At 53.2% G+C, this 20,677-nt stretch carries 13 protein-coding genes; 8 read left to right on the forward strand and 5 right to left on the reverse strand.

Features of this window, described 5'->3' with window-relative positions; all coding sequences use genetic code 11:
* Positions 1-465: 465 nt before the first annotated feature.
* Both hrpA and ACT6RZ_RS10205 read left to right on the forward strand, forming a co-directional pair.
* A complete protein-coding gene (hrpA, locus tag ACT6RZ_RS10200) occupies positions 466-4,458 on the forward strand; it encodes an ATP-dependent RNA helicase HrpA (RefSeq protein ID WP_444702121.1) in 3,993 nt (1,330 codons plus the stop codon).
* Between the two features lie 40 nt (positions 4,459-4,498).
* Positions 4,499-5,416: a hypothetical protein gene (locus ACT6RZ_RS10205; protein ID WP_444702007.1), complete on the forward strand. Its 918-nt coding sequence runs from the start codon at positions 4,499-4,501 to the stop codon at positions 5,414-5,416.
* 226 nt (positions 5,417-5,642) lie between these two features.
* Here ACT6RZ_RS10205 and ACT6RZ_RS10210 read toward each other — a convergent pair whose 3' ends face one another.
* The 3 genes from ACT6RZ_RS10210 to ACT6RZ_RS10220 all read right to left on the reverse strand — a co-directional run bounded on the left by ACT6RZ_RS10210 (position 5,643) and on the right by ACT6RZ_RS10220 (position 12,878).
* Entirely contained in the window at positions 5,643-8,135 is a 2,493-nt protein-coding gene (locus ACT6RZ_RS10210) for a methyl-accepting chemotaxis protein (protein ID WP_444702008.1), read from the reverse strand.
* Between the two features lie 306 nt (positions 8,136-8,441).
* A complete protein-coding gene (locus tag ACT6RZ_RS10215; protein WP_444702009.1) occupies positions 8,442-11,000 on the reverse strand; it encodes a methyl-accepting chemotaxis protein in 2,559 nt (852 codons plus the stop codon).
* A 255-nt stretch (positions 11,001-11,255) separates the two neighbouring features.
* Positions 11,256-12,878 (reverse strand): inorganic phosphate transporter, encoded by a 1,623-nt coding sequence (locus tag ACT6RZ_RS10220; protein ID WP_444702010.1) that lies wholly within the window; start codon positions 12,876-12,878, stop codon positions 11,256-11,258.
* Positions 12,879-13,049: 171 nt separating this feature from the next.
* Between ACT6RZ_RS10220 and ppk2 the strand changes: the two genes are divergently transcribed.
* Positions 13,050-14,024 carry a polyphosphate kinase 2 gene (gene ppk2 / locus ACT6RZ_RS10225; RefSeq protein WP_444702011.1) on the forward strand — a complete coding sequence of 325 codons (975 nt, stop codon included), beginning with the start codon at positions 13,050-13,052 and terminating at the stop codon, positions 14,022-14,024.
* 44 nt (positions 14,025-14,068) lie between these two features.
* On the opposite strand, the gene ACT6RZ_RS10230 is transcribed toward ppk2, so the two are convergent.
* Positions 14,069-14,476, reverse strand: coding sequence for a DUF6232 family protein (locus tag ACT6RZ_RS10230; protein WP_444702012.1), 408 nt, complete (start codon positions 14,474-14,476; stop codon positions 14,069-14,071).
* A gap of 232 nt (positions 14,477-14,708) precedes the next feature.
* On the opposite strand from ACT6RZ_RS10230, the gene ACT6RZ_RS10235 reads away from it, so the two are divergent.
* The 5 genes from ACT6RZ_RS10235 to ACT6RZ_RS10255 all read left to right on the forward strand — a co-directional run bounded on the left by ACT6RZ_RS10235 (position 14,709) and on the right by ACT6RZ_RS10255 (position 19,994).
* Entirely contained in the window at positions 14,709-15,479 is a 771-nt protein-coding gene (locus ACT6RZ_RS10235; protein ID WP_444702013.1) for a hypothetical protein, read from the forward strand.
* A gap of 82 nt (positions 15,480-15,561) precedes the next feature.
* The gene (locus ACT6RZ_RS10240; protein ID WP_444702014.1) at positions 15,562-16,107 is read left to right on the forward strand and encodes a cysteine hydrolase family protein; all 546 of its coding nucleotides are present in this window, start codon (positions 15,562-15,564) and stop codon (positions 16,105-16,107) included.
* Positions 16,108-16,413: 306 nt separating this feature from the next.
* The gene (locus tag ACT6RZ_RS10245) at positions 16,414-18,663 is read left to right on the forward strand and encodes a nitric-oxide reductase large subunit (RefSeq protein ID WP_444702015.1); all 2,250 of its coding nucleotides are present in this window, start codon (positions 16,414-16,416) and stop codon (positions 18,661-18,663) included.
* Between the two features lie 35 nt (positions 18,664-18,698).
* The gene (locus ACT6RZ_RS10250; protein WP_444702016.1) at positions 18,699-19,031 is read left to right on the forward strand and encodes a cupin domain-containing protein; all 333 of its coding nucleotides are present in this window, start codon (positions 18,699-18,701) and stop codon (positions 19,029-19,031) included.
* A 255-nt stretch (positions 19,032-19,286) separates the two neighbouring features.
* Positions 19,287-19,994, forward strand: coding sequence for a PEP-CTERM sorting domain-containing protein (locus tag ACT6RZ_RS10255; RefSeq protein WP_444702017.1), 708 nt, complete (start codon positions 19,287-19,289; stop codon positions 19,992-19,994).
* Between the two features lie 61 nt (positions 19,995-20,055).
* Here ACT6RZ_RS10255 and ACT6RZ_RS10260 read toward each other — a convergent pair whose 3' ends face one another.
* The gene (locus tag ACT6RZ_RS10260) at positions 20,056-20,580 is read right to left on the reverse strand and encodes a TIGR00645 family protein (protein WP_444702018.1); all 525 of its coding nucleotides are present in this window, start codon (positions 20,578-20,580) and stop codon (positions 20,056-20,058) included.
* Between the last annotated feature and the right edge of the window lie 97 nt (positions 20,581-20,677).

A 20,677-nucleotide genomic window follows, 5' to 3' on the forward strand; every position in this document is an offset into this window, starting at 1 on the left:
GGGAGGGGTCGGCCAGCGTCTGTTCGAGTTCCGCGGTGGCTTGCGTAGTGTGCAAGCCGCTAGGGCGAGTTTCGTTGGACGCCCACGCTGATGAGCAACGCAGGAAACAAGCGGAAGCTAGGGTGCATTTCTTTTGGTTACATTTTCTTTGGGCAAGCAAAGAAAAGTAACTCGCCGAGGGGCGAAATAAAATGCCGAAATAGAGCATAGAACCAGCCAAAGAAATACCAATTACATCTTCCAGCAAGTGCATCACTTACTCTGCGCGAGTCCACCAGTTTGGCAAGCAAAGAAAAGCTATTCGCCTAGTGGCAAAAAATAACCTTTGTTATACCTATGCAACCCCTTTACTCATGCGCCAATCTTGAATTGCTTTAATCCCTATCATGTTAAAATCCCACCCCTATGACCGCTGTCTCTCCCGCACAACTCATCAGCCAACTCGAAAAACAACTTACGCAGTGCATGCTGGCTGACCGTTTTCCGCTGAAGCGCCGTTTGCACCAGTTGCGTGATGCCTTGAAACAGGACAAACCCGTCGATAAGCCGCTGGTGGATATCGCGCACAAAGTGCAGGCTTCGCAACAACGCTTGCAGGCGCGCCTGGCCGCCTTGCCCAAGCCGGAATACCCGCCAGAATTACCCGTCAGCGGCAAAAAAGACGAGATCGCTGCGGCTATCCAGAAGCACCAGGTGGTGATCGTCTGTGGTGAGACCGGCTCCGGCAAGACCACCCAGTTACCCAAGATCTGCCTGGAGCTCGGGCGTGGGGTCAGCGGCCTGATCGGCCATACACAGCCCAGGCGGATCGCGGCGCGCTCGGTAGCCACCCGTATCGCGCAGGAGCTGAAAAGCCCGCTGGGTGAGGCGGTGGGTTACAAGGTGCGTTTTAACGACAAACTCTCTGCCAGCAGTTACGTCAAGCTGATGACAGACGGGATCTTGCTGGCAGAAACGCAAAGCGATAAATTTCTCAATGGTTATGACACCATCATTATCGATGAAGCGCACGAGCGCAGCCTGAACATCGATTTCTTGCTCGGTTATCTCAAGCAGCTGTTACCAAAACGGCCAGACCTGAAGATCATCGTCACTTCGGCGACCATAGATGCGGACAGGTTCTCCAGTCATTTCAATGGCGCGCCAGTGATAGAGGTGTCCGGCCGCACTTATCCGGTGGAGATACGCTACCGGCCGCTGGGCAATAAAACCACCATGGTGGCGGTAGAAGTGCCGGTGGACGATGGCCTGGATGATATAGACCGTTTTGCTCAGGACCTGATGGGCATCAAGCGCAAACCGCCACGCACCGAAACGCGCTGGCTGGAAGAAGATGACGAAGAGGAGGTGATGGAAGATGCCATCCTCGATACGGCTGAAGATCTGTTACGGCAGGGGGATGGCGATATCCTGGTGTTTTTGCCCGGCGAGCGTGAGATCCGTGATACGGCCGACCATTTGCGCAAAAACCAGGGCCGTTCGCTCAAGCTGAAATCGGCCGAGATACTGCCATTGTTTGCGCGCCTGAGCATTGAAGACCAGCAGAAGATCTTCCGACCCGGTGGGCAGCGCCGCATCGTGCTGTCGACCAACGTGGCCGAGACTTCGCTGACGGTGCCTGGCATTAAATATGTGATCGATGCCGGACTGGCGCGCGTCAACCGTTACAGCCCGCGCGCCAAGGTAGAGCAGTTACAGATAGAGAAAGTCTCGCAGGCGGCGGCCAAGCAGCGGGCAGGGCGTTGTGGCCGGGTGTCCAGCGGTATCTGCGTGCGCTTGTATTCGGAAGAGGATTTTAACCAGCGCCCGGCGTTTACCGAGCCGGAGATCTTGCGCAGCTCACTGGCTAGCGTGATCTTGCGCATGGCGGACCTACGCCTGGGCGATGTCGCCGAATTCCCGTTTATTGAGGCGCCTTCGTCGCGCCTGGTCAGCGATGGTTACCAGTTGCTGCAAGAGCTGGGTGCAGTGACCGAGCGGCGCGAGATCACCGAGATCGGGCGGCAGATGGCACGCCTGCCACTGGACCCGCGCGTCGCGCGCATGATACTGGCGGCCAAAAAAGAAAGCTGCTTGCGCGAGATCCTGATCATTGCCAGTGTGCTCAGCATACAAGACCCGCGTGAGCGGCCTATGGACAAGCGCGAAGCGGCAGACAGTGCGCATGCCAAGTTCAAGGCTGATGACTCCGACTTTATGAGTTATCTCAAGTTGTGGGACTGGTACGACCAGGCGCTGAAAGCCAAGAAATCCAACCGCGAGCTGCTGAACCAGTGCCACCAGTCTTTTCTGTCATTCCTGCGCCTGAAAGAGTGGCGTGAGTTGCATGCGCAACTGCGCGAGATGGTAGAAGAAATGGATTTCAAGCTAGGCGATAAAGAAGCCAGCTATGAGCAGGTGCACAGGGCGCTGCTATCCGGCTTGCTGGGCAATATCGGCTTTAAGGATGGCGACGGCGAGACCTATGCCGGTGCGCGCGGCATACGCTTTACCATCGCGCCGGGCTCGGCACTGAAAAAGAGCCGCCCGAAATGGGTGATCGCCGCCGAGCTGGTCGATACCAGCAAACTGTATGCACGCATCGTGGCCAAGATAGACCCGGACTGGATAGAGCCGGTGGCGCACGAGGGCGGGGCGCGTGACCTGACGCAAAGCCATTACAGTGACCCGCGCTGGGACCGTAAGACCGCGCAGGTGGTCGCCTGGGAGCGCGTCAGCCTGTATGGCCTGACCATAGTGCCTAAACGCCGTGTGCATTACGGGCCGGTAGATGCTGAACAATCACGCGAGATCTTCATACGCGAAGCGCTGGCCAATATGGAGTTTGATACGCGCGCACCTTTCCAGGAGGCTAACCGCAGGCTGATCTCAGAGGTAGAAGCTCTGGAACACAAGGCGCGTCGCCAGGATGTGCTGATCGACGAGCACCAGCTGTTTGCGTTCTACGACAAAGTGGTGCCCGAGATCAGCGAGCAATACCGTGTGTTCAATGGCATTTCGTTTGAAACATGGCGGCAGGACGCAGAAAACATCAACCCTAAAGTGTTATACCTGACGCGTGAGTCGCTGATGCGCCACGGTGCCAATGCCATCACCGAAGTGCAGTTTCCCGAACAGATGAGCATAGATGGCGCCACGGTGCCGCTAAAATACCGATTTGAACCTGGCCATGTGCTGGACGGTGTGACGGCCACTATCCCCCTGGCTTTGCTCAACCAGCTGGATGCCAGCGTGACCGAATGGCAGGTGCCAGGCATGGTGCGTGACAAACTCACCGCGCTGATCAAGGCGCTGCCCAAGACTTTGCGCCGTGTGTGCGTGCCTGTGCCTGACTTTGTCACCGGCTTTCTGCAAGCACACCAGGCCAGCGGGGCATTGTTACCGGCATTGACGCAGTTTATCCAGCACAAGACTGCGCTCAAACTAAAGCCGGAAGAGTTTGACCTGGCCGGGCTGGATGCGCACCACCTGATGAATTTCCGTGTGGTGGATGAAAAGGGCCGCGAGCTCGGCATGGGCCGTGACTGGAATGCGCTCAAGAAACAACTGGGTTCAGCCGCACAACTGACTTTCCGTAGCGGTTCGCCGGATATTGAAAAAACCGGCCTCAAACAATGGGACTTTGGTGACCTGCCGCAAACGCTGACCTTTAGCAAGGATGGCCGCCAGCTGACCGGCTATCCGGCCGTAGAAGATAACCAGGACAGCGTGGCGGTGAAGCTGTTTGATACGCCTGAGGTGGCGGCAATCGCCCATCGCAAAGGCGTGTGCCGCCTGATGCGCTTTGAGCTCAAAGAGCAGATGAAACAGCTGGAAAAAAGCCTGCCAGGCTTTAACCAGTATGCTTTGTTGCTACGCGCGGTGATGAACCCCGACCAGTTGCGTGAAGACATGCTGCAAGCGATCGCAGACCGCGCGTTTATCGCCGAAGACGCATTGCCGCGCACCAATGCCGAGTTCATGCAGCTCAAGCAGCGCGCACGCACGCGCCTGCCTGCGGTGGCAGAAGCGCTGACCCGGCAGGTGCAGCTGATCGCCAGCGAATACCAGCTATTGACGGCACAACTGCAAAAAATGACGCCGGTGACACAGAAAATCAAACGTGAATGCGAACAACAGCTGCAGACGCTGGTCTATCACGGGTGCTTCAGCCGTACGCCCTGGGAATATCTGCCGCATTTGCCGCGCTATCTGAAGGCGATACGCATGCGCATCGATAAATATCCGACCAGCATAGAACGTGATGGCAAGCATGCACAGTCTATCGTGCAGCTAGAGCAGCGCTGGCAGCAAAAGGTTGAACAGTTACGCAAGGCGAATGCCTCTGTAACAGCCAGGTTACAAGACTTTGCGTGGCAGTTGCAGGAGTTACGTGTATCATTATTTGCACAGGAATTAAGAACGCCTTATCCTGTCTCAATCAAAAGACTCGAAAAACTTTGGCAAGAAATACAATAGTCATGCGTGACATCAGCAAACTCTGTGATTAATCCTGTTCATGCGCAAGCCTTCCCCATTTGAACCCTTTAGCACGCCCAACTGGCTGAAACCGAAACAGCGGGACCGCGTGTTGCGCATTCCGGCCAGGCTGATGTGGGGCTTTTTGCTGTCGCTGCTTTTTCATGCGATTTTGTTCTGGGGCTTTATACTCGACTTGCTGACACCGATGGAAGAGTCATCGCAATCGCCATTAAGCATAGTGCTGAACACCGGCAAGCCTGCCGTCAGCCCGCCCAAAGTCATTGAACCGCCGCTGGAGTTGCCGGAGCCGCCCAAGCCGCAGCCCAAACCCAAGCCGCAGCCTAAAGAAGCGCCCAAGCTGCCTAAAAAGATCATTCAGTCGCAGAACCCGGACAGCAGTTTCAAACTGCCTGAGCCCAAGCCGCAACCACGTCCGCAGCCTACGCCACAGCAGGTGCCACCGCCACCAGCAGAAGATTTTTCAAGCATGATCAAGCGCAGGCAGTCCGACCGTTTTTCTGAAGAAATGGCTGCCAAGCAGGTCAACGATGCAGCGGCGGCCGCCGAGCGCGGGCCGAGTGAAGACGAACGGCGTACCAAAAATATCATGAACAACCTCAAGGTCGGCACCAATGGCCTGTTCTCGATCAAACGCCTGGACCCATACAACGCCAGCTTCAGCTTTAAAGGCTGGGTGAATGATTACACGTCTGCCAATACCCAGTTTTACCAGGTAGAGGCGGGCACAGGTGAAGATATACGCCTGGTGATGATACGGCGCATGATCGCAATCATACGCGAGCATTACAATGGCGATTTCGACTGGATCTCCAACCGCCTTGGCCGCACCGTGACTTTATCGGCCAGGCCTGCCGACAGCGCCGGGCTTGAGGATTTCCTGATGAAAGAATTCTTTGGGCCTAACTACAAGACCCAGGACTTATACGGCCATTAAACCTGGTTCAGGGCCAGCCAATAGCCATGCCTGTTGCGCTGCCATTTCAGTGATGCGGAAACAATGATCGCTAGCGCTGCAAAAACCGGGCTCTGCTGGCCTGCTACGCGTCAATTCCGCACACGCATATAATCCAGAAGCAGAAGATAAAAAAATACCTTGCAGGAGCTGTGCAAGGTATCGAATCTGAATCTTTGATCTGTGCTATTGCATACTGCAAAGAGTCTTATGCCGCAGCGGCGATCTGGTAGCTCTGTTTGTCAGCCGGTTTGCTGTGCGAGGCAGGGCGGCTGTCCGGCAGCTTGTACTGGTCTACCGTCTCAGTCAGTTTGTTGGCTTGTTCAACCAGCGACATGGCAGTGGCAGCGGCTTCTTCCACCAGTGCCGCATTTTGCTGGGTCACTTCATCTATCTGGTTCATGGCCGAGTTGATCTGGTCTATGCCTGTGGTTTGCTCGGCAGATGCAGCGGTGATCTCGGAAATGATGGCGGATACATTCTTGATCGCATGCAGCATCTCTTCTATGGTGCCGCTGGCCTGGTCTACATATTGAGAACCGTTGGCGACGATACTGGCCGAATCTGCGATCAACTGCTTGATCTCCTTGGCGGCGGTGGCTGATCGTTGCGCAAGATTGCGCACCTCATTGGCGACCACGGCAAATCCGCGCCCCTGTTCACCGGCACGCGCAGCCTCGACTGCTGCATTCAGTGCCAGGATATTGGTCTGGAAAGCAATGCTGTCTATCACAGTCAGTATCTCTTCAATGTGCGAAGAACTCTCGCTGATCTCGGCCATGGTCTGCACCACTTTGGTAAATACTTCACTGCCTTTATTGGCCACTTCGCTGGCTTTGCTGGTCATGATGTTGGCCTGCTTGGCATTTTCGGCGTTGTGTCTGACGGTGGCGGCGATCTCTTCCAGGCTGGCTGCGGTTTCTTCCAGTGAGCTGGCCTGTTCCTCGGTGCGTTGTGACAGATCATTGTTACCCATGGAGATCTCGGAGGCAGACAGGTAAATGGTGGCGCCAGATGTTTTAATGGTGGCCAGAATGCTGGTCATGGCATCGATGATGATATTGATGCCTTCACACAACTGCTTGATCTCGCCGGATTTGTCTGCGGTAGGTATCCTGTGGGTCAGATCACCGGTTTTGGTATAGCGCACCACATCATCCACCGCCTGTTTCATGGCCTGTGTCTCTTTGATTTTGGCGCTGATATCGGTGGCATATTTCACCACTTTGAACGGTTTGCCATCCATATCAAAAATAGGGTTGTAAGTCGCCTGCAGCCAGATCTCCTTACCGCCTTTGCCTACGCGCTGGTACTGGCCATTATCGGGTTGACCACGGCCCAGACTCTCCCAGAACTGTTTGTATTCAGGGCTGTTCTTATAAGCCGCGCCTACAAACATGCTGTGGTGGTTGCCTATGATCTGCTGTGCGCTGTAGCCGGTGACTGCGGCAAAGTTATCATTGACCGCCAGGATGTTGCCTTTGAGGTCAAACTCGATCACGCCCATGACTTTACTGATGGCAGCGATCTGCCCTGAAAAGTCAGCGTATTGCAGTTTTTCGCGGGTGATATCAGTGGCGTATTTGACCACCTTGAACGGTTTGCCGTCCATATCAAAGATAGGGTTGTAACTGGCTTGCAACCATAGCTCGCGGCCGCCTTTACCTATGCGTTTGTATTGGCCATCGTTGGCCACACCCTGCGCCAGTTGCTGCCAGAGTTGCTTGTATTCTGCGCTGTTCTTATATTCAGGCGTGGCAAACATGCTGTGATGGTTGCCGACGATCTCCTGCGCGCTGTAGCCGGTCACCGCTGCAAAATTGTCATTCACAGACAGGATATTGCCCTTGAGGTCGAATTCGATCACGCCCATGACTTTGCCTATGGCGGCGATCTGGCCGGAGAAATCGGCATGCTTGAGTTTTTCACGTGTGATATCGGTAGCATATTTAACCACTTTGAATGGCTTGCCATCGGTATCGAAGATAGGGTTATAACTGGCTTGCAGCCAGATTTCGCGGTTATCTTTGCCAAAGCGTTTGTACTGCCCGTTGCTGGCGATACCCTGGGCCAGGTTTTCCCAGAACTGACGGTATTCAGTACTACCCTTGTGTTCTGGCGTCACGAACATGCTGTGGTGGTTGCCTATGATCTCCTGTGCGCTGTAGCCGGTCACAGCGGCAAAATTGTCATTGGCTGACAGGATATTGCCTTGCAGATCGAATTCGATCACGCCCATGACTTTGCCTATGGCCGCGATCTGGCCTGAAAAATCGGCGTTCTTGAGTTTATCCTGCGTGATGTCAGTGGCATATTTCACCACTTTGAATGGCTTGCCATTCTCATCGAAGATAGGGTTGTAACTGGCTTGCAGCCACAACTGCCTGCCATCTTTGCCTATGCGTTTGAACTGGCCGTCTGCCGCTTCACCCTGGGCCAGTTTTTCCCACAGTTGTCTGTATTCGCTGCTGGCTTTGTACTCGGCGCTCACAAACATGCTGTGGTGGCGACCTACGATCTCCTGGGCGCGATAGCCGGTGACTGCCGCAAAGCCTTCATTGACCGCAAGGATATTACCTTGCAGATCGAATTCGATCACGCCCATCACTTTGTGGATAGCGTCGATCTGACCAGTCAGATCGATTTGCTTGAGTAACAGTTCTTTGCTGGAATTCTTACTACCATTAAAAATACTGAGCATACCAATTCTCCGGGTCATAAATAAGATAAACGAAATTTAATTTATCTTAATACACTTGTTAGATTTTTAACTGATGAAACAGAGAGGCATTTATAGGTCAATTGATTGAAGTAAATGTAATTGGGGTAAACATCTGAACTGGGCGGCCATGGGTAGCCGGTTTTTCGGAAATCATCAATAAAATCATCAGCTAAATGAGATCTGGCCAGCCACTGGGCGCCGCTGTAGCAAGCGGGCGTCTGCTGGCTGGCAGGCATAAAAAAACCCGCCAGCGGCGGGTTTTGTATTCAATCATGTGACTAATGTTTAAAACTGATCCCAGCCAGCGTTATTGGTGCCGGTCCTGACTTTTTTTGCAAAGTTCTGGCTTCTGGATTGTAATTGCGGTTTGGAGGCTCTGCCTGCTGAGCTGCCAGCGCCATTGTCCTGAAAGCGGTAGTGGCTGACGGTTTCCTGCAGTTTTTCTGCCTGATCCACCAGTGACATCGCAGCGGCGGCAGCTTCTTCAACCAGTGCAGCATTTTGCTGAGTGACTTCATCCATTCGCGAGACAGCGGTATTGATCTGGTCTATGCCGCTGCTTTGTTCTACCGACGCGCTGGTGATCTCGCTGATCAGCTGTGAGAAGCGTTCGATCACGGTGACCAGGTCTTCCATCGTGCCGCTGGCCTGTTCTACATAGGTAGAGCCATTGGCGACTTTAGCGGCCGAATCATTGATCAGCAACTTGATCTCTTTGGCTGCGCTCGCGGAGCGTTGTGCCAGGTTACGCACCTCGCTGGCAACCACGGCAAAGCCACGGCCTTGTTCACCGGCACGCGCTGCTTCAACCGCCGCGTTCAGCGCCAGGATATTGGTCTGGAAGGCGATACTGTCTATCACCGAAATGATCTCTTCAATGCGTGAAGAGCTCTCGGTGATCTCTGACATAGTCGATACCACCTTGCCAAATACCTCACCGCCTTTGGCTGCAATGCTGCTGGCCTGGTCGGTCATCTGGTTGGCCTGTTGCGCATTCTCGGCGTTATTTTTCACATTAGAGGCGATCTCTTCCATGCTGGAAGCGGTTTCCTGTAATGAGCTGGCTTGTTCTTCAGTCCGTTGCGATAAATCATTATTGCCCTGCGAGATCTGCGAGGCGGCCGTGCTGATCGCTTCGCCGGCGACTTTGACCGAAGATAGGATATCGGTCATTTCATCCACAATGGTGTTGACACCCTCACACAGGGTTTTGATCTCGCCTTGTTTGTTATCGGTGACTATCCTTTGTGTCAGGTCGCCACTCTTGGTGGCCGCGACCACGTCCGCGGTCTCGTGTACAGCCTGTTTCATAATATTGGCTTCAGCCACTTTGGCCGTGATGTCAGTCGCGTACTTCACGACTTTAAACGGCTTGCCGTCGGAATTTAAAATAGGATTGTAGCTGGCTTGCAACCAGACTTCCTTGCCGCCTTTGCCTACACGTTTATATTGGCCTTCATCGGCTTTACCTTTGCCCAGGTTTTCCCAGAACTGCTGGTATTCAGGGCTGTTCTTGTAAGCCGCTTCTACGAACATGCTGTGGTGCTGGCCTATGATCTCGCTCTTGCTGTAGCCCGTCACTGCGGCAAAGTTATCATTGACGTCAGTGATCTTGCCGCTGAGGTCAAAAGTGATCACGCCCATCACTTTGCTGATGGCATCGATCTGGCCTGAGGAGTCGGCGTTCTTCAATTTATCTGCAGTAATATCGGTGGCGTATTTCACTACCTTGAATGGCTTGCCTGCCGCATCAAATATCGGGTTGTAACTGGCTTGCAGCCAGATTTCCCTGCCGCCTTTACCTATGCGTTTGTATTGGCCTTCATCGGCTTTGCCGTGAGCCAGGTTTTCCCAGAACTGTTTGTATTCGGCGCTGTTCTTATAAGCCGGTTCGACAAACAGGCTGTGGTGCTGGCCGACGATCTCTTGTTTGCTGTAACCGGTGACAGCGGCAAAGGTATCATTGACGTCGGTGACGTTGCCCTTGAGGTCAAAGGTGATCACGCCCATGACCTTGCTTATGGCATCGATCTGGCCCGAGTAATCCGAATTCCTCAGTTGGCTGACGGTGATGTCAGTGGCGTATTTGACGATCTTGAATGGTTTGCCGCTACTGTCCAGAATAGGATTGTAGCTGGCCTGCAACCAGATCTCCCTGCCGCCTTTGCCCACGCGCTTGAATTGGCCTTCATTGGCCTGGCCGTTGCCCAGGTCTTCCCAGAACTGTTTGTATTCAGCACTGCTTTTATAAGCCGGTTCGACAAACAGGCTGTGGTGCTGGCCGACGATCTCTTGTTTGCTATAACCAGTGGCGTCAGCAAAATTGGCATTGACCGCCAGGATATTGCCCTTGAGGTCAAACTCGATCACGCCCATGATTTTGTTAATGGCGGCGATCTGGCCTTGTGACTCGGCATCACGCTGTTTCTCGGCCGTGATATCGAATGCATATTTAATGACTTTGAACGCTTTGCCGGTTTCATCCTTGACCGGCACATAGCTGGCTTCCAGCCAGATCTCCTTGCCGGCTTTGCCTATTCTTCTGAACTGGCCGTTATCAGCGTTGCCGCGGCCCAGGTCTTCCCAGAACTGTTTGTATTCCGCGCTTTTCTTGTAGTCCGCGTCAACAAACAGGCTGTGATGCTGGCCTATGATCTCCTGCTTGCTGTAACCAGTCACCGCCGCGAAGTTGTCATTCACCGCCAGGATATTGCCTTGCAGGTCGAATTCGATCACGCCCATCACCTGATGTATGGCTTGAATCTGTCCGCTTTCATCACGTGGTTTTATCTCGCTGGTTTTGCCTGCTTTACCAGTCAGTTTATTCAGGAAATCAATACTCATATGCATCGCCCTCAGTTGCGTATTAGGTTTTAACTATTTTTGCTTGTTTATAGCCTGTATTAAATACCTTAGACGCAGAAAAGGATTTACCGATAAAACGCAGATTTATGTTCCATTTCCTTAACGAAAGCATGGTTTTACCCTTAGTTCTCGGGTTTGTTTAAATCTATTTACATGTTTAACGAAACTTGATGAGTGTGACGGCAATAAAAAACCGCGATGGTCTATCGCGGTTTTAGTGGCAGGGCGTGCTGTTTAAAACAGCTGAGTGAACAACCAGTACAAACTGCCTGACAACAGCATCGCCATCGGCAATGTCAGCACCCAGGCCATGAGCAGGTTGCGGATAGTGGACATTTGCAGGCCTGACTTATTCGCCGCCATGGTGCCCGCTACCCCGGATGACAACACATGGGTGGTCGACACAGGTAAACCGTACATATCTGCCGCACCTATCATGGTCATCGCCACCAATTCGGCAGAGGCGCCCTGGCCGTAGGTCAGATGGGTCTTGCCTATCTTCTCGCCTACCGTGACCACGATACGCTTCCAGCCGACCATGGTGCCTAAACCGAGGGCGATGGCGACCGCCACTTTCACCCAGATTGGAATGAATTTGGTGGCTTTATCGATCTCTTTTTTAAACGCCGTCACATTCGCTTTGGTGTCGCCGTCAAATTTCACTTGCTCATCTTTATCCAGAAAACGTATGGCTTCTGACACCAGATACATATCATTACGCACGTTACCGACCTGCTCGGCAGGAACCTCGGCAAAAGTGCCGTGCGATTTCACCTGGTCACCGATACTGCCGGTCATGGCTGCCAGGGCGGGGATCAGTTCCGGCGTCACAGTCTTGGTGCGTACGTATTCGGTGAGGGTGTGGCGGGCAGCGTCATTGCTGGCTGGCGGTGTTGCAGCAGTGTTTTGTTCCAGTGACTGCTGGGTGACGTGTGCCACTGCCACAAACTGCGTCATCTGGTCTACCGGCATGGCGCGGTTCAAGGCATATGCCATAGGCACAGTACCCACCAGTATCAGCATGATCAGCCCCATGCCTTTCTGGCCGTCATTCGAGCCATGCGCAAACGAAACCCCAGTACAGGTCAGGATCAGCAGGCCGCGTATCCACAGTGGTGGCGGCTTGTTACCTTTAGGCTCCTGGTAAAGCTCTTTGCTTTTGACAAAGGCTTTCAGTGCCAGCAGCAATAAAGCGGCAAAAAAGAAACCGATCACAGGTGAGAGCAATAATGAATAGCCTATCTTGGTCGCCTGCGCCCAATCAACACCGCTGGTGCCATTACGGCCGTGCATCAAGGCATTCGCGACACCTACGCCTATGATAGAACCTATCAGGGTATGGGATGACGAAGCCGGCAAGCCCAGCAACCAGGTACCCAGATTCCACAATATGGCGGCGATCAATAAGGCAAACACCATGGCAAAGCCAGCGCCTGAGCCTACTTGCAGTATCAGTTCCACCGGCAGCAGCGAGATGATGCCGAACGCTACCGCGCCGCTGGAAACCAGCACACCGAGAAAATTGAAGGTGCCAGACCAGATCACCGCGAAATTGGCGGGTAATGAATGGGTGTAGATCACAGTCGCCACCGCATTGGCGGTGTCATGGAAACCATTGACGAATTCAAACGCGAGTGCGATCACCAGCGCTACGCCCAGCAAAATGAACGGTAGCCAGGTGGTGGTGCTGGCGCCGGTATCGTTGACGTCATGCATCAGGCTAAAGCCGGTGTAGATCAGGCCCAATACCAACAGGCCTACGAAGATGGCTTTGGTGAGCAAACCCGGCTTGTTGTCCAGGTTAGGTCTGGCACTGCTAGATGATAACGATGAGGCACTGGCAGATGAAGTATTCATGATATTCGCCTGATTATTTTATCGAGAACCCCGAGTATTGATTTTAAATGTGACAAATTGATGACAGGTGTTGGCCGCCATTAGCCAGCAAAAACAAAATAGTCATCAAACTGTCATGCAGGAAATTTAGCATTCCCAGTTACACACCAAATCTCTCCCAGGGTAGCCACCATGACCATAGATAAAGCAGCTGCAATCTCTGCTAACCATGAACAATCCAGCGACGAGCAATTCAGCCAGGCACAAATGCATCACGAGATGCTGGACAGCTTTGACGAAGAGCTGGAGATGGAACTGGATGACCAGCGTATGGACCAGTTGCTGGCAGAGTACGCCACAGCCACCGGCATGCATGAGGTGCATAGCGAATCACTGTCTGAGCGCCAGATCTACTTTAAAGAACTGTTCCGTCTGCAAGGCGAGCTGGTCAAGCTGCAAGACTGGGTGGTGCACAACAAACTGAAAGTAGTGGTGCTGTTTGAGGGCCGCGATGCGGCAGGCAAGGGCGGGGTGATCAAACGCATCACCCAGCGCCTCAACCCGCGCGTCTGTCGCGTTGCCGCTTTGCCGGCACCCAGCGAGCGTGAACGCACACAATGGTATTTCCAGCGTTATATCTCGCATCTGCCAGCCGGCGGTGAGATCGTGCTGTTTGACCGCAGCTGGTATAACCGCGCCGGGGTAGAAAAAGTGATGGGCTTCTGTAATGAGGACGAGTACGAAGAGTTTTTCCGCTCGGTGCCAGAGTTCGAGAAGATGCTGGTGCGCTCAGGCATCATCCTGATCAAGTACTGGTTCTCCATCACCGATGACGAACAGCACTTGCGCTTTATGACGCGTATCCAGGACCCGCTCAAGCAGTGGAAACTCAGCCCTATGGACCTTGAATCGCGCCGCCTGTGGGAGCAATACACCAAAGCCAAGGAGATCATGCTGGAACGCACGCATATCGCTGAGGCGCCGTGGTGGGTGATAGAAGCGGTGGATAAAAAGAAAGCGCGGCTGAATTGCATCAACCATTTGCTGAGCCAGATCGAATATAACAAAGTAGAGCACCCGTCAGTAGTCTTGCCCAAGCGCGTGCACAACCCGGATTACATCCGTGGGCCGGTACCCAAAGAGATGTTTGTGCCCGCCAAATATTAACTGACCAGCTGAGTGGTGTATGGCTGCAGCCTGGCCTGCTGTAACTAGCCCCGGCTGACGATGGCCTGGTTCAGCGCCTGCAACACATGCTCTATGTCCTGCTTGTTGTCGCTGACCAGTGCATGGTGCTCGCCAGCCGATGTATGCAATATCACCGAGTATCTGGGTTTTTCCAGGTACCAGGCGATCAGGCCGATCAAAATGGCGACCGCACCTGCAACCAGCAGTACACCTTTATGATCAAGCAAGGTCAGCAGTTCCAAGTCCAGCAATTCAGCAGCCAGCAACAGCACGCCGATCAATATGAATGCCGACGCCACCACGCGCGAGGGTTTGACCACCCCCGGTTTTACCGAAGTGACGCTTTGCATGGCGTAAGTCTGGCTACGCACGATAAACCGGCTATTGCTGACGATGATGCCGTTAAAATTAAAAAATACGGTTTCTTCCATTTTTCCCCACCTTTGTTTGCAGTCGCATTATTCATACCGACCCTGTGTATGCATTAAAATTCATAGTGTTGTCATTTGCGCAATGTCTATTTGTGGCTATGCCGGTGAACTAATCTCAACTGGCAAAACCTAAAATAAGGCATGATGACCAGTCATGGATGGCCGGCACACACTTGCGCACTGGCAGTGGCTTTAAATGAGATGATGATTCAATAACAATAAGAGAACCCTGATGAGCCTATTTCTTCGACTTCACAAGGTCTGCAACGCCTGCGGATTTATCTGGTACCCAAAGGATGAAGCGCTATCGACAAATTGCCCGAATTGCGGCAGTGAGGATACGTCTAATGAAAAATTCAACTTTATCGCCACCATACTGTTCTACCTGACCGGCCTGGTCGTGCTCGGCCTGGTGATCTTCAGCTGGCAGGCAACTGAACCACTGCCGGCCGTCGAGCCATTGAGCGCAGTCGAAGATTCCTTGACCCGCGCCGAGCAACAGATCACGCTGCCAGAGGCCGAAGAAGAGACTGAAACCGCTGCTGCGCCGGTTAAAGCCGCGCCCAAGCCTGCGGATATAGAGACATTACCGCCGGTGGCCGAGCCAGCCGTCATTGCACCACCGCCAGCGCCGGTCAGCGAACCCCCGCCACCGCCAACCGTTGAGCCAGCCCCGGTAGAAGACCTGCGACCTATGGTGAACGTGTCTACCAACCAGATCACTTTCAGCCTGTGGAGTGTGTCTGAACTCAGGTTGCGACGCGCTTACACCAATTTGCTCAATGACGGTTCTATCCACTCTGAGCTGAACAAGAAGGATTATTTACATTTTGTGAGTAACCGGGCCAAGAAGTGCGGCGAGTTAGACCCGGCGTTTGAAAAAAACATCAATACGATAGAGAGTATCAAATTCAAGGCCAATGATTCCAGGATACTGGAGTGCTATGCCTCGGAAAACACCAGTGAATACAACAGGTTAAATATCGCCACCGAGGAAAAGTGATTGTTGTAGCCCGGCCGCGACTACACTGCCTGATGTTTACTGGTGAACATAAGGCACTTTTCAACCCTTGCAGGAGAGCAGCATGAATAAAAGTGGTCTCATCGTTGTCGATTTGCAAAATGAATACCTGCCCAGCGGCAAACTGCCGTTAACCGGCATAACGTCTGCGGCGGCCAATGCCGCCAGGGTGATCGCAGATGCCCGCCAGAAGGGGATCCCTGTCTTCCATATCCGTCATGAGTTCGCCAACGGTGAAGCGCCAGTGTTTGTGCCAGGCACGCCTGGCGTTCAGATCCAGCCCTCGGTTGCACCGCTGGCAGGGGAGGCGGTCATCGTCAAGAACCACATCAATGCCTTTAGAGATACCGACCTGCAACAGCAGCTGGATGCGCAAGGGGTAGAAGAAGTGATCGTGGTCGGCGCCATGAGCCATATGTGCATAGATGCCGTAGTGCGTGCCGCGGTAGATCTGGGTTATGTCGCCACCATATTGCACGATGCCTGTGCCACACTGGACCTTGAGTTTGACGGCGTCAATATTCCTGCAGCGCAGGTGCATGCCACCGTGATGGCCGCGTTTGCATTTGGTTATGGCTCGGTAATCTCTACTGACAAATATCTGTCTTAAGCACGCAGAATACATAGTTGAAAACTAAGGCCGGGAAACCGGCCTTTAACATTGCTGGCATAGCCAGGCCTGGTTTTTTCATTTCTGGCTGCTCCATAGATCGTTTTTCACACATAGCATTTGCCTGTTCAACTATCCCTGTTGTTTATTTCTGCAGAAAACCTGCCGATTTGACTTGTCGCAAATCTGCAAACGCCGCTTTCGGCTAAGCTTAGGCTTGCGTAACACAGCGTTCATATGAATAATTTATGCTGCGTACACCACCAGATTCAACGCCTCCCGACTTCACAAGAAAGAGACTGTCTCATGGGTATCTACAAAAAGCTTTGGCTTATTCTGCTTGCCGTACTCTTAAGCACGTTCACCATTCTGGGCTATATGGGTGCCGAGATTTATCGTTCGGCACCGCCTATTCCTGCCAGTGTATTGAGCAGTGATCAGCAATTTAGATTCGATAAAGCAGATATTCTGGCCGGGCAGTCGCACTGGCAATCCATAGGTGGCATGCAGGTGGGGTCTATCTGGGGGCATGGCGCTTACCAGGCGCCGGACTGGACGGCAGACTGGCTGCACCGGGAGCTGGTCAACTGGCTGGATCTGGCCGCCCGGCAAAATCACAATGCAGATTACGACGCTCTTAACCCGGTGCAGCAGGCTGGTTTACGCGAGATGCTGAAACAGGAGTACCGTAGCAACCGGCTGGATGCGCAGGGCACCTTAACGTTGACGCCACGCCGCGCGCAGGCGGTGCAGCAGACCGCCGCCTATTACCAGGCACTGTTTTCTGACGCGCCTGCATTCAAGCAGACCCGTGTCGCCTATGCCATGAAAGACAACACCCTGCCTGCTGCCGAAGCCAGGAAAAAATTGGCTTATTTCTTCTTCTGGACCGCATGGGCAGCCGCTACCGAGCGTGCTGATGGCACCGTCACCTACACCAATAACTGGCCGCACGAACCACTGATAGATAACCAGCCCAGCAGTGAGAATATCTTGTGGTCTATGGGCAGTGTGGTGTTTTTGCTGGCCGGCGTCGGCTTGCTGATACTTGGCTGGTCTATCTTGCGTAAAGAAGACGATGTGCCGCCCACGGCCGGCACGCTGGACCCGATAAGCAGTTTCACCCTGACGCCTTCGCAGCTGGCACTGGGCAAGTACTTGTTTATCGTAGTCGCCTTGCTGATATTCCAGGTGTTTATAGGCGGCTTTACCGCGCACTACACAGTAGAAGGCCAGGAGTTTTATGGCATAGATGTCTCGCAGTGGTTCCCTTATTCGCTGACCCGCACCTGGCATATCCAGAGTGCCCTGTTCTGGATAGCCACCGGCTTTCTGGCCGCAGGCTTGTTCCTCGCACCTATCATTAACGGCGGCAAAGATCCGGCTTACCAAAAGCTGGGAGTGAACATCCTGTTTGTGGCTTTGCTCATCGTGGTGGCTGGCTCTTTCCTCGGGCAATATTCAGCCATTGCTAACCTGATGCCGAGCGCATTCAATTTCTGGTTCGGGCACCAGGGTTATGAATATATAGACCTTGGTCGTTTCTGGCAGATCGCGCTGTTTATCGGGCTGTTGCTATGGCTGGGTCTGATGTTGCGCTGCATGATCCCGGCACTCAGGGCCAAAGACAGCGACAAAAACCTGCTGGCCTTGCTGACTGCCTCTGTGATCGCGATCGGCCTGTTTTATGGCAGCGGCCTGTTTTACGGCGAGCACAGCAATCTCTCGGTCATGGAGTACTGGCGCTGGTGGGTGGTGCATTTATGGGTAGAAGGCATTTTTGAAGTATTTGCCACCGCCGCCCTGGCTTATATTTTCATGTCGCTGGGCCTGGTATCGCGCACGGTCGCTACTACCGCCAGCCTGGCTTCGGCGTCGCTGTTTATGGTCGGTGGCATTCCGGGCACCTTTCACCACCTGTATTTTTCAGGCACCACCACCCCGGTGATGGCGATAGGCGCCAGTTTCAGCGCGCTGGAAGTCGTGCCACTGCTGGTGTTAGTCCATGAGGCCTGGCATCACTGGCATCTGCATCAGCGAGCCACCTGGCTGGAAAACCTGCGCTGGCCATTGTGCTGCTTTGCCGCGGTGGCTTTCTGGAATATGTTGGGCGCTGGCGTGTTCGGCTTTCTGATCAACCCGCCTATCTCTCTGTATTACATTCAGGGCCTGAATACCACGGCTGTGCATGCGCATGCTGCCCTGTTCGGGGTATATGGCTTTCTGGCGATAGGTTTCACGCTGCTGGTGTTGCGCTATATCCGGCCGCAGGCGCTGTTTAATGAGAAGCTGATGCGCACCGGTTTCTGGGCGCTCAATATCGGATTACTGCTGATGATATTCACCAGCCTGCTGCCTATTGGTGTCATGCAGTTTCAGGCCAGTTTCGAGCAAGGTCTGTGGTATGCGCGCAGCGAGGCATTCATGCAACAGCCGCTATTGCAAACCTTGCGCTGGGCCAGGACTTTCGGTGACGTGGTATTTATCGTTGGTGCATTAGCCATTGCCAGCCAGGTCGCCCTAAGCTTATTTGGAAAGCCGGCGCAGTCGCGTTAGAATCAACAGCACACGCATCAAGTGAGGTTTACCATATGAGTATCCAGCATTTTGCCCCTGGACAGGTCATTGATATCAGCCCGTATGGGTCTGATTTTACGAATGCCGCATCTGAGACCCTGATACGCGAGAGCCATATCGAAGTGTTCAGGTTTGTGTTGCTCGCCGGTAAAACCACGCCGGAACATACCGCAGCTGGCGCGATCACCATACAATGTATCGAAGGTGAGGTTGAACTTGGCCTGGGCGATGAGATCAGGGTGCTCAAGCCAAACAACCTGGTGTACCTGAGTGCCGGTGAGGCGCATACCGTTAAAGCGCTGGCTGATTCCACACTGCTGATCACTATCCTGCTGCAACGCGAATAAGGCAGCGCATTCAACACTCATCCCAGACCATATTCAACATTCGGGGCGCTGGTCAGCGCCTGACAAACTCCCTTAAGGCATTATTTTATTTAAATTTACATGCAGGGTTTGCAGCCATAGCCTGTATGGATAGCGTGCATTTTTCGGACTATGGCGGGTCATCTTTTTTCAAATATCTGAAATATTCCAGGCGTAATTTGGCAGCGTTACAACGTGTTTTCACCAACTGTCATCGCCAAATATTAAGGAAAAATCATGATCTCATCAGCATTAAAAATGAAAGTAGTTGCCAGCCTGTTGCTGGCTTTCGCCGGTAGCGCTTCAGCCGCGGTTTACAGCAACGTGCCAGCTGGCGCCAACACCGGTTTGCCATTTGCCTCTTTTGGCAATGCAGCCAACCCAAGTGGTGATTCGCCTAAAGTCGGCCAGGTGTTCTCGCTGACAGCAGACAGCCTGCTGTCATCTTTCAGCTTCTACGCCATCGGCAATACTTCAGCTTCTTTCCAGCTGAACGTAGCACAGTGGAACCCGGGCACTAACGCGCAGAACCAGGCCGTGAATAGCGTAGGCAACAACCTGCTGACCAGCACATTCAACGCTGTGGATACCTACAATGCCACCGGCGGTTACACCACGCTGTCATTTGAAAACCTGGGCCTGAGCCTGAATGCCGGCACCAAGTACATCGCCTACCTGACCAGCAGCGACGCCAGCGTGACTGGCATTCAACTGTCACGTACACAAACTGCGCAAGACACTACAGGTTTCGGTCTGGGCCATGCTTACAACAGCACCATTCCAGGCCAGGGCTGGCAGTTGCCTTTCAACGGTAACGGCTTTCTCAGCCTGCAATACACAGCCGTGACTTCTGCCGCAGTGGTACCAGAGCCAGAATCTTACGCCCTGATGTTTGCCGGCCTGGCTTTGGTGGGTGCAGTTGCCAAACGCCGTAAACAAGCTTAATTCCGCTAGTTAAAATAAAAACGGGAGCATCAGCTCCCGTTTTTATTAGGCTTGCTATCGACTAATGGTCTTTACCATGACCGGCGATCTTATCCATCCAGGCGAACAGCACGCCGGTGATGATAAAGGTCAAGTGTATGCCGACCAGCCATGCCATTTGCTCGGTGGTAAAGCTGGCCGTGCCCGAACTCTGGTGCACAAACGCTTTCAGCAAATCGATCGCCGAGATCGCCACTATCGAACCGATCAGCTTGATCTTCAGGCCGGAGTAATCGACCTTGCCCATCCACTCAGGCCGGTCTTCACTGTTTGCTGTATCAATGCGCGAGACAAAGTTTTCATAACCGCTGAAAATCACCATAATCAGCAAATTGCCCACCAGCGTGATATCCACCAGCGCCAGCAATGAAAGCACGGTTTCCTGCTCCGAAAATGAGGCGAGGTGCGAGGCAATGTGGAAGAATTCCTGGCCGAATTTCACCAGCAATATAAACAGGCCACCCACCAAACCCAGGTACATAGGTGCCATCAACCAGCGGCTCTGGAAGATCCAGCCTTCTAATAATCTTTCTAAATAACGTCCCATAAAAACTCCAATATTAAGTACAACAACTATTCTTTAAAACCAGCGTTTGAGCCAGTGCCTGCATTCGAGTACCGCGCAACGCAACAATTCGCCCGCG

Source organism: Methylophilus sp., from assembly GCF_052437885.1.
In the GTDB taxonomy this organism is placed as follows: Bacteria; Pseudomonadota; Gammaproteobacteria; order Burkholderiales; family Methylophilaceae; genus Methylophilus.

Bases quoted from the DNA above. Each gene is read 5' to 3' on its own strand.
- hrpA (WP_444702121.1), top strand. From the start codon at position 466: ATGCTGGCTGACCGTTTTCCGCTGAAGCGCCGTTTGCACCAGTTGCGT.
- ACT6RZ_RS10230 (WP_444702012.1), bottom strand. From the start codon at position 14,476: ATGGAAGAAACCGTATTTTTTAATTTTAACGGCATCATCGTCAGCAAT.
- ACT6RZ_RS10250 (WP_444702016.1), top strand. From the start codon at position 18,699: ATGAGTATCCAGCATTTTGCCCCTGGACAGGTCATTGATATCAGCCCG.
- ppk2 (WP_444702011.1), top strand. From the start codon at position 13,050: ATGACCATAGATAAAGCAGCTGCAATCTCTGCTAACCATGAACAATCC.
- ACT6RZ_RS10205 (WP_444702007.1), top strand. From the start codon at position 4,499: ATGCGCAAGCCTTCCCCATTTGAACCCTTTAGCACGCCCAACTGGCTG.
- ACT6RZ_RS10260 (WP_444702018.1), bottom strand. From the start codon at position 20,580: ATGGGACGTTATTTAGAAAGATTATTAGAAGGCTGGATCTTCCAGAGC.
- ACT6RZ_RS10240 (WP_444702014.1), top strand. From the start codon at position 15,562: ATGAATAAAAGTGGTCTCATCGTTGTCGATTTGCAAAATGAATACCTG.
- ACT6RZ_RS10220 (WP_444702010.1), bottom strand. From the start codon at position 12,878: ATGAATACTTCATCTGCCAGTGCCTCATCGTTATCATCTAGCAGTGCC.
- ACT6RZ_RS10235 (WP_444702013.1), top strand. From the start codon at position 14,709: ATGAGCCTATTTCTTCGACTTCACAAGGTCTGCAACGCCTGCGGATTT.
- ACT6RZ_RS10215 (WP_444702009.1), bottom strand. From the start codon at position 11,000: ATGAGTATTGATTTCCTGAATAAACTGACTGGTAAAGCAGGCAAAACC.
- ACT6RZ_RS10245 (WP_444702015.1), top strand. From the start codon at position 16,414: ATGGGTATCTACAAAAAGCTTTGGCTTATTCTGCTTGCCGTACTCTTA.
- ACT6RZ_RS10210 (WP_444702008.1), bottom strand. From the start codon at position 8,135: ATGCTCAGTATTTTTAATGGTAGTAAGAATTCCAGCAAAGAACTGTTA.
- ACT6RZ_RS10255 (WP_444702017.1), top strand. From the start codon at position 19,287: ATGATCTCATCAGCATTAAAAATGAAAGTAGTTGCCAGCCTGTTGCTG.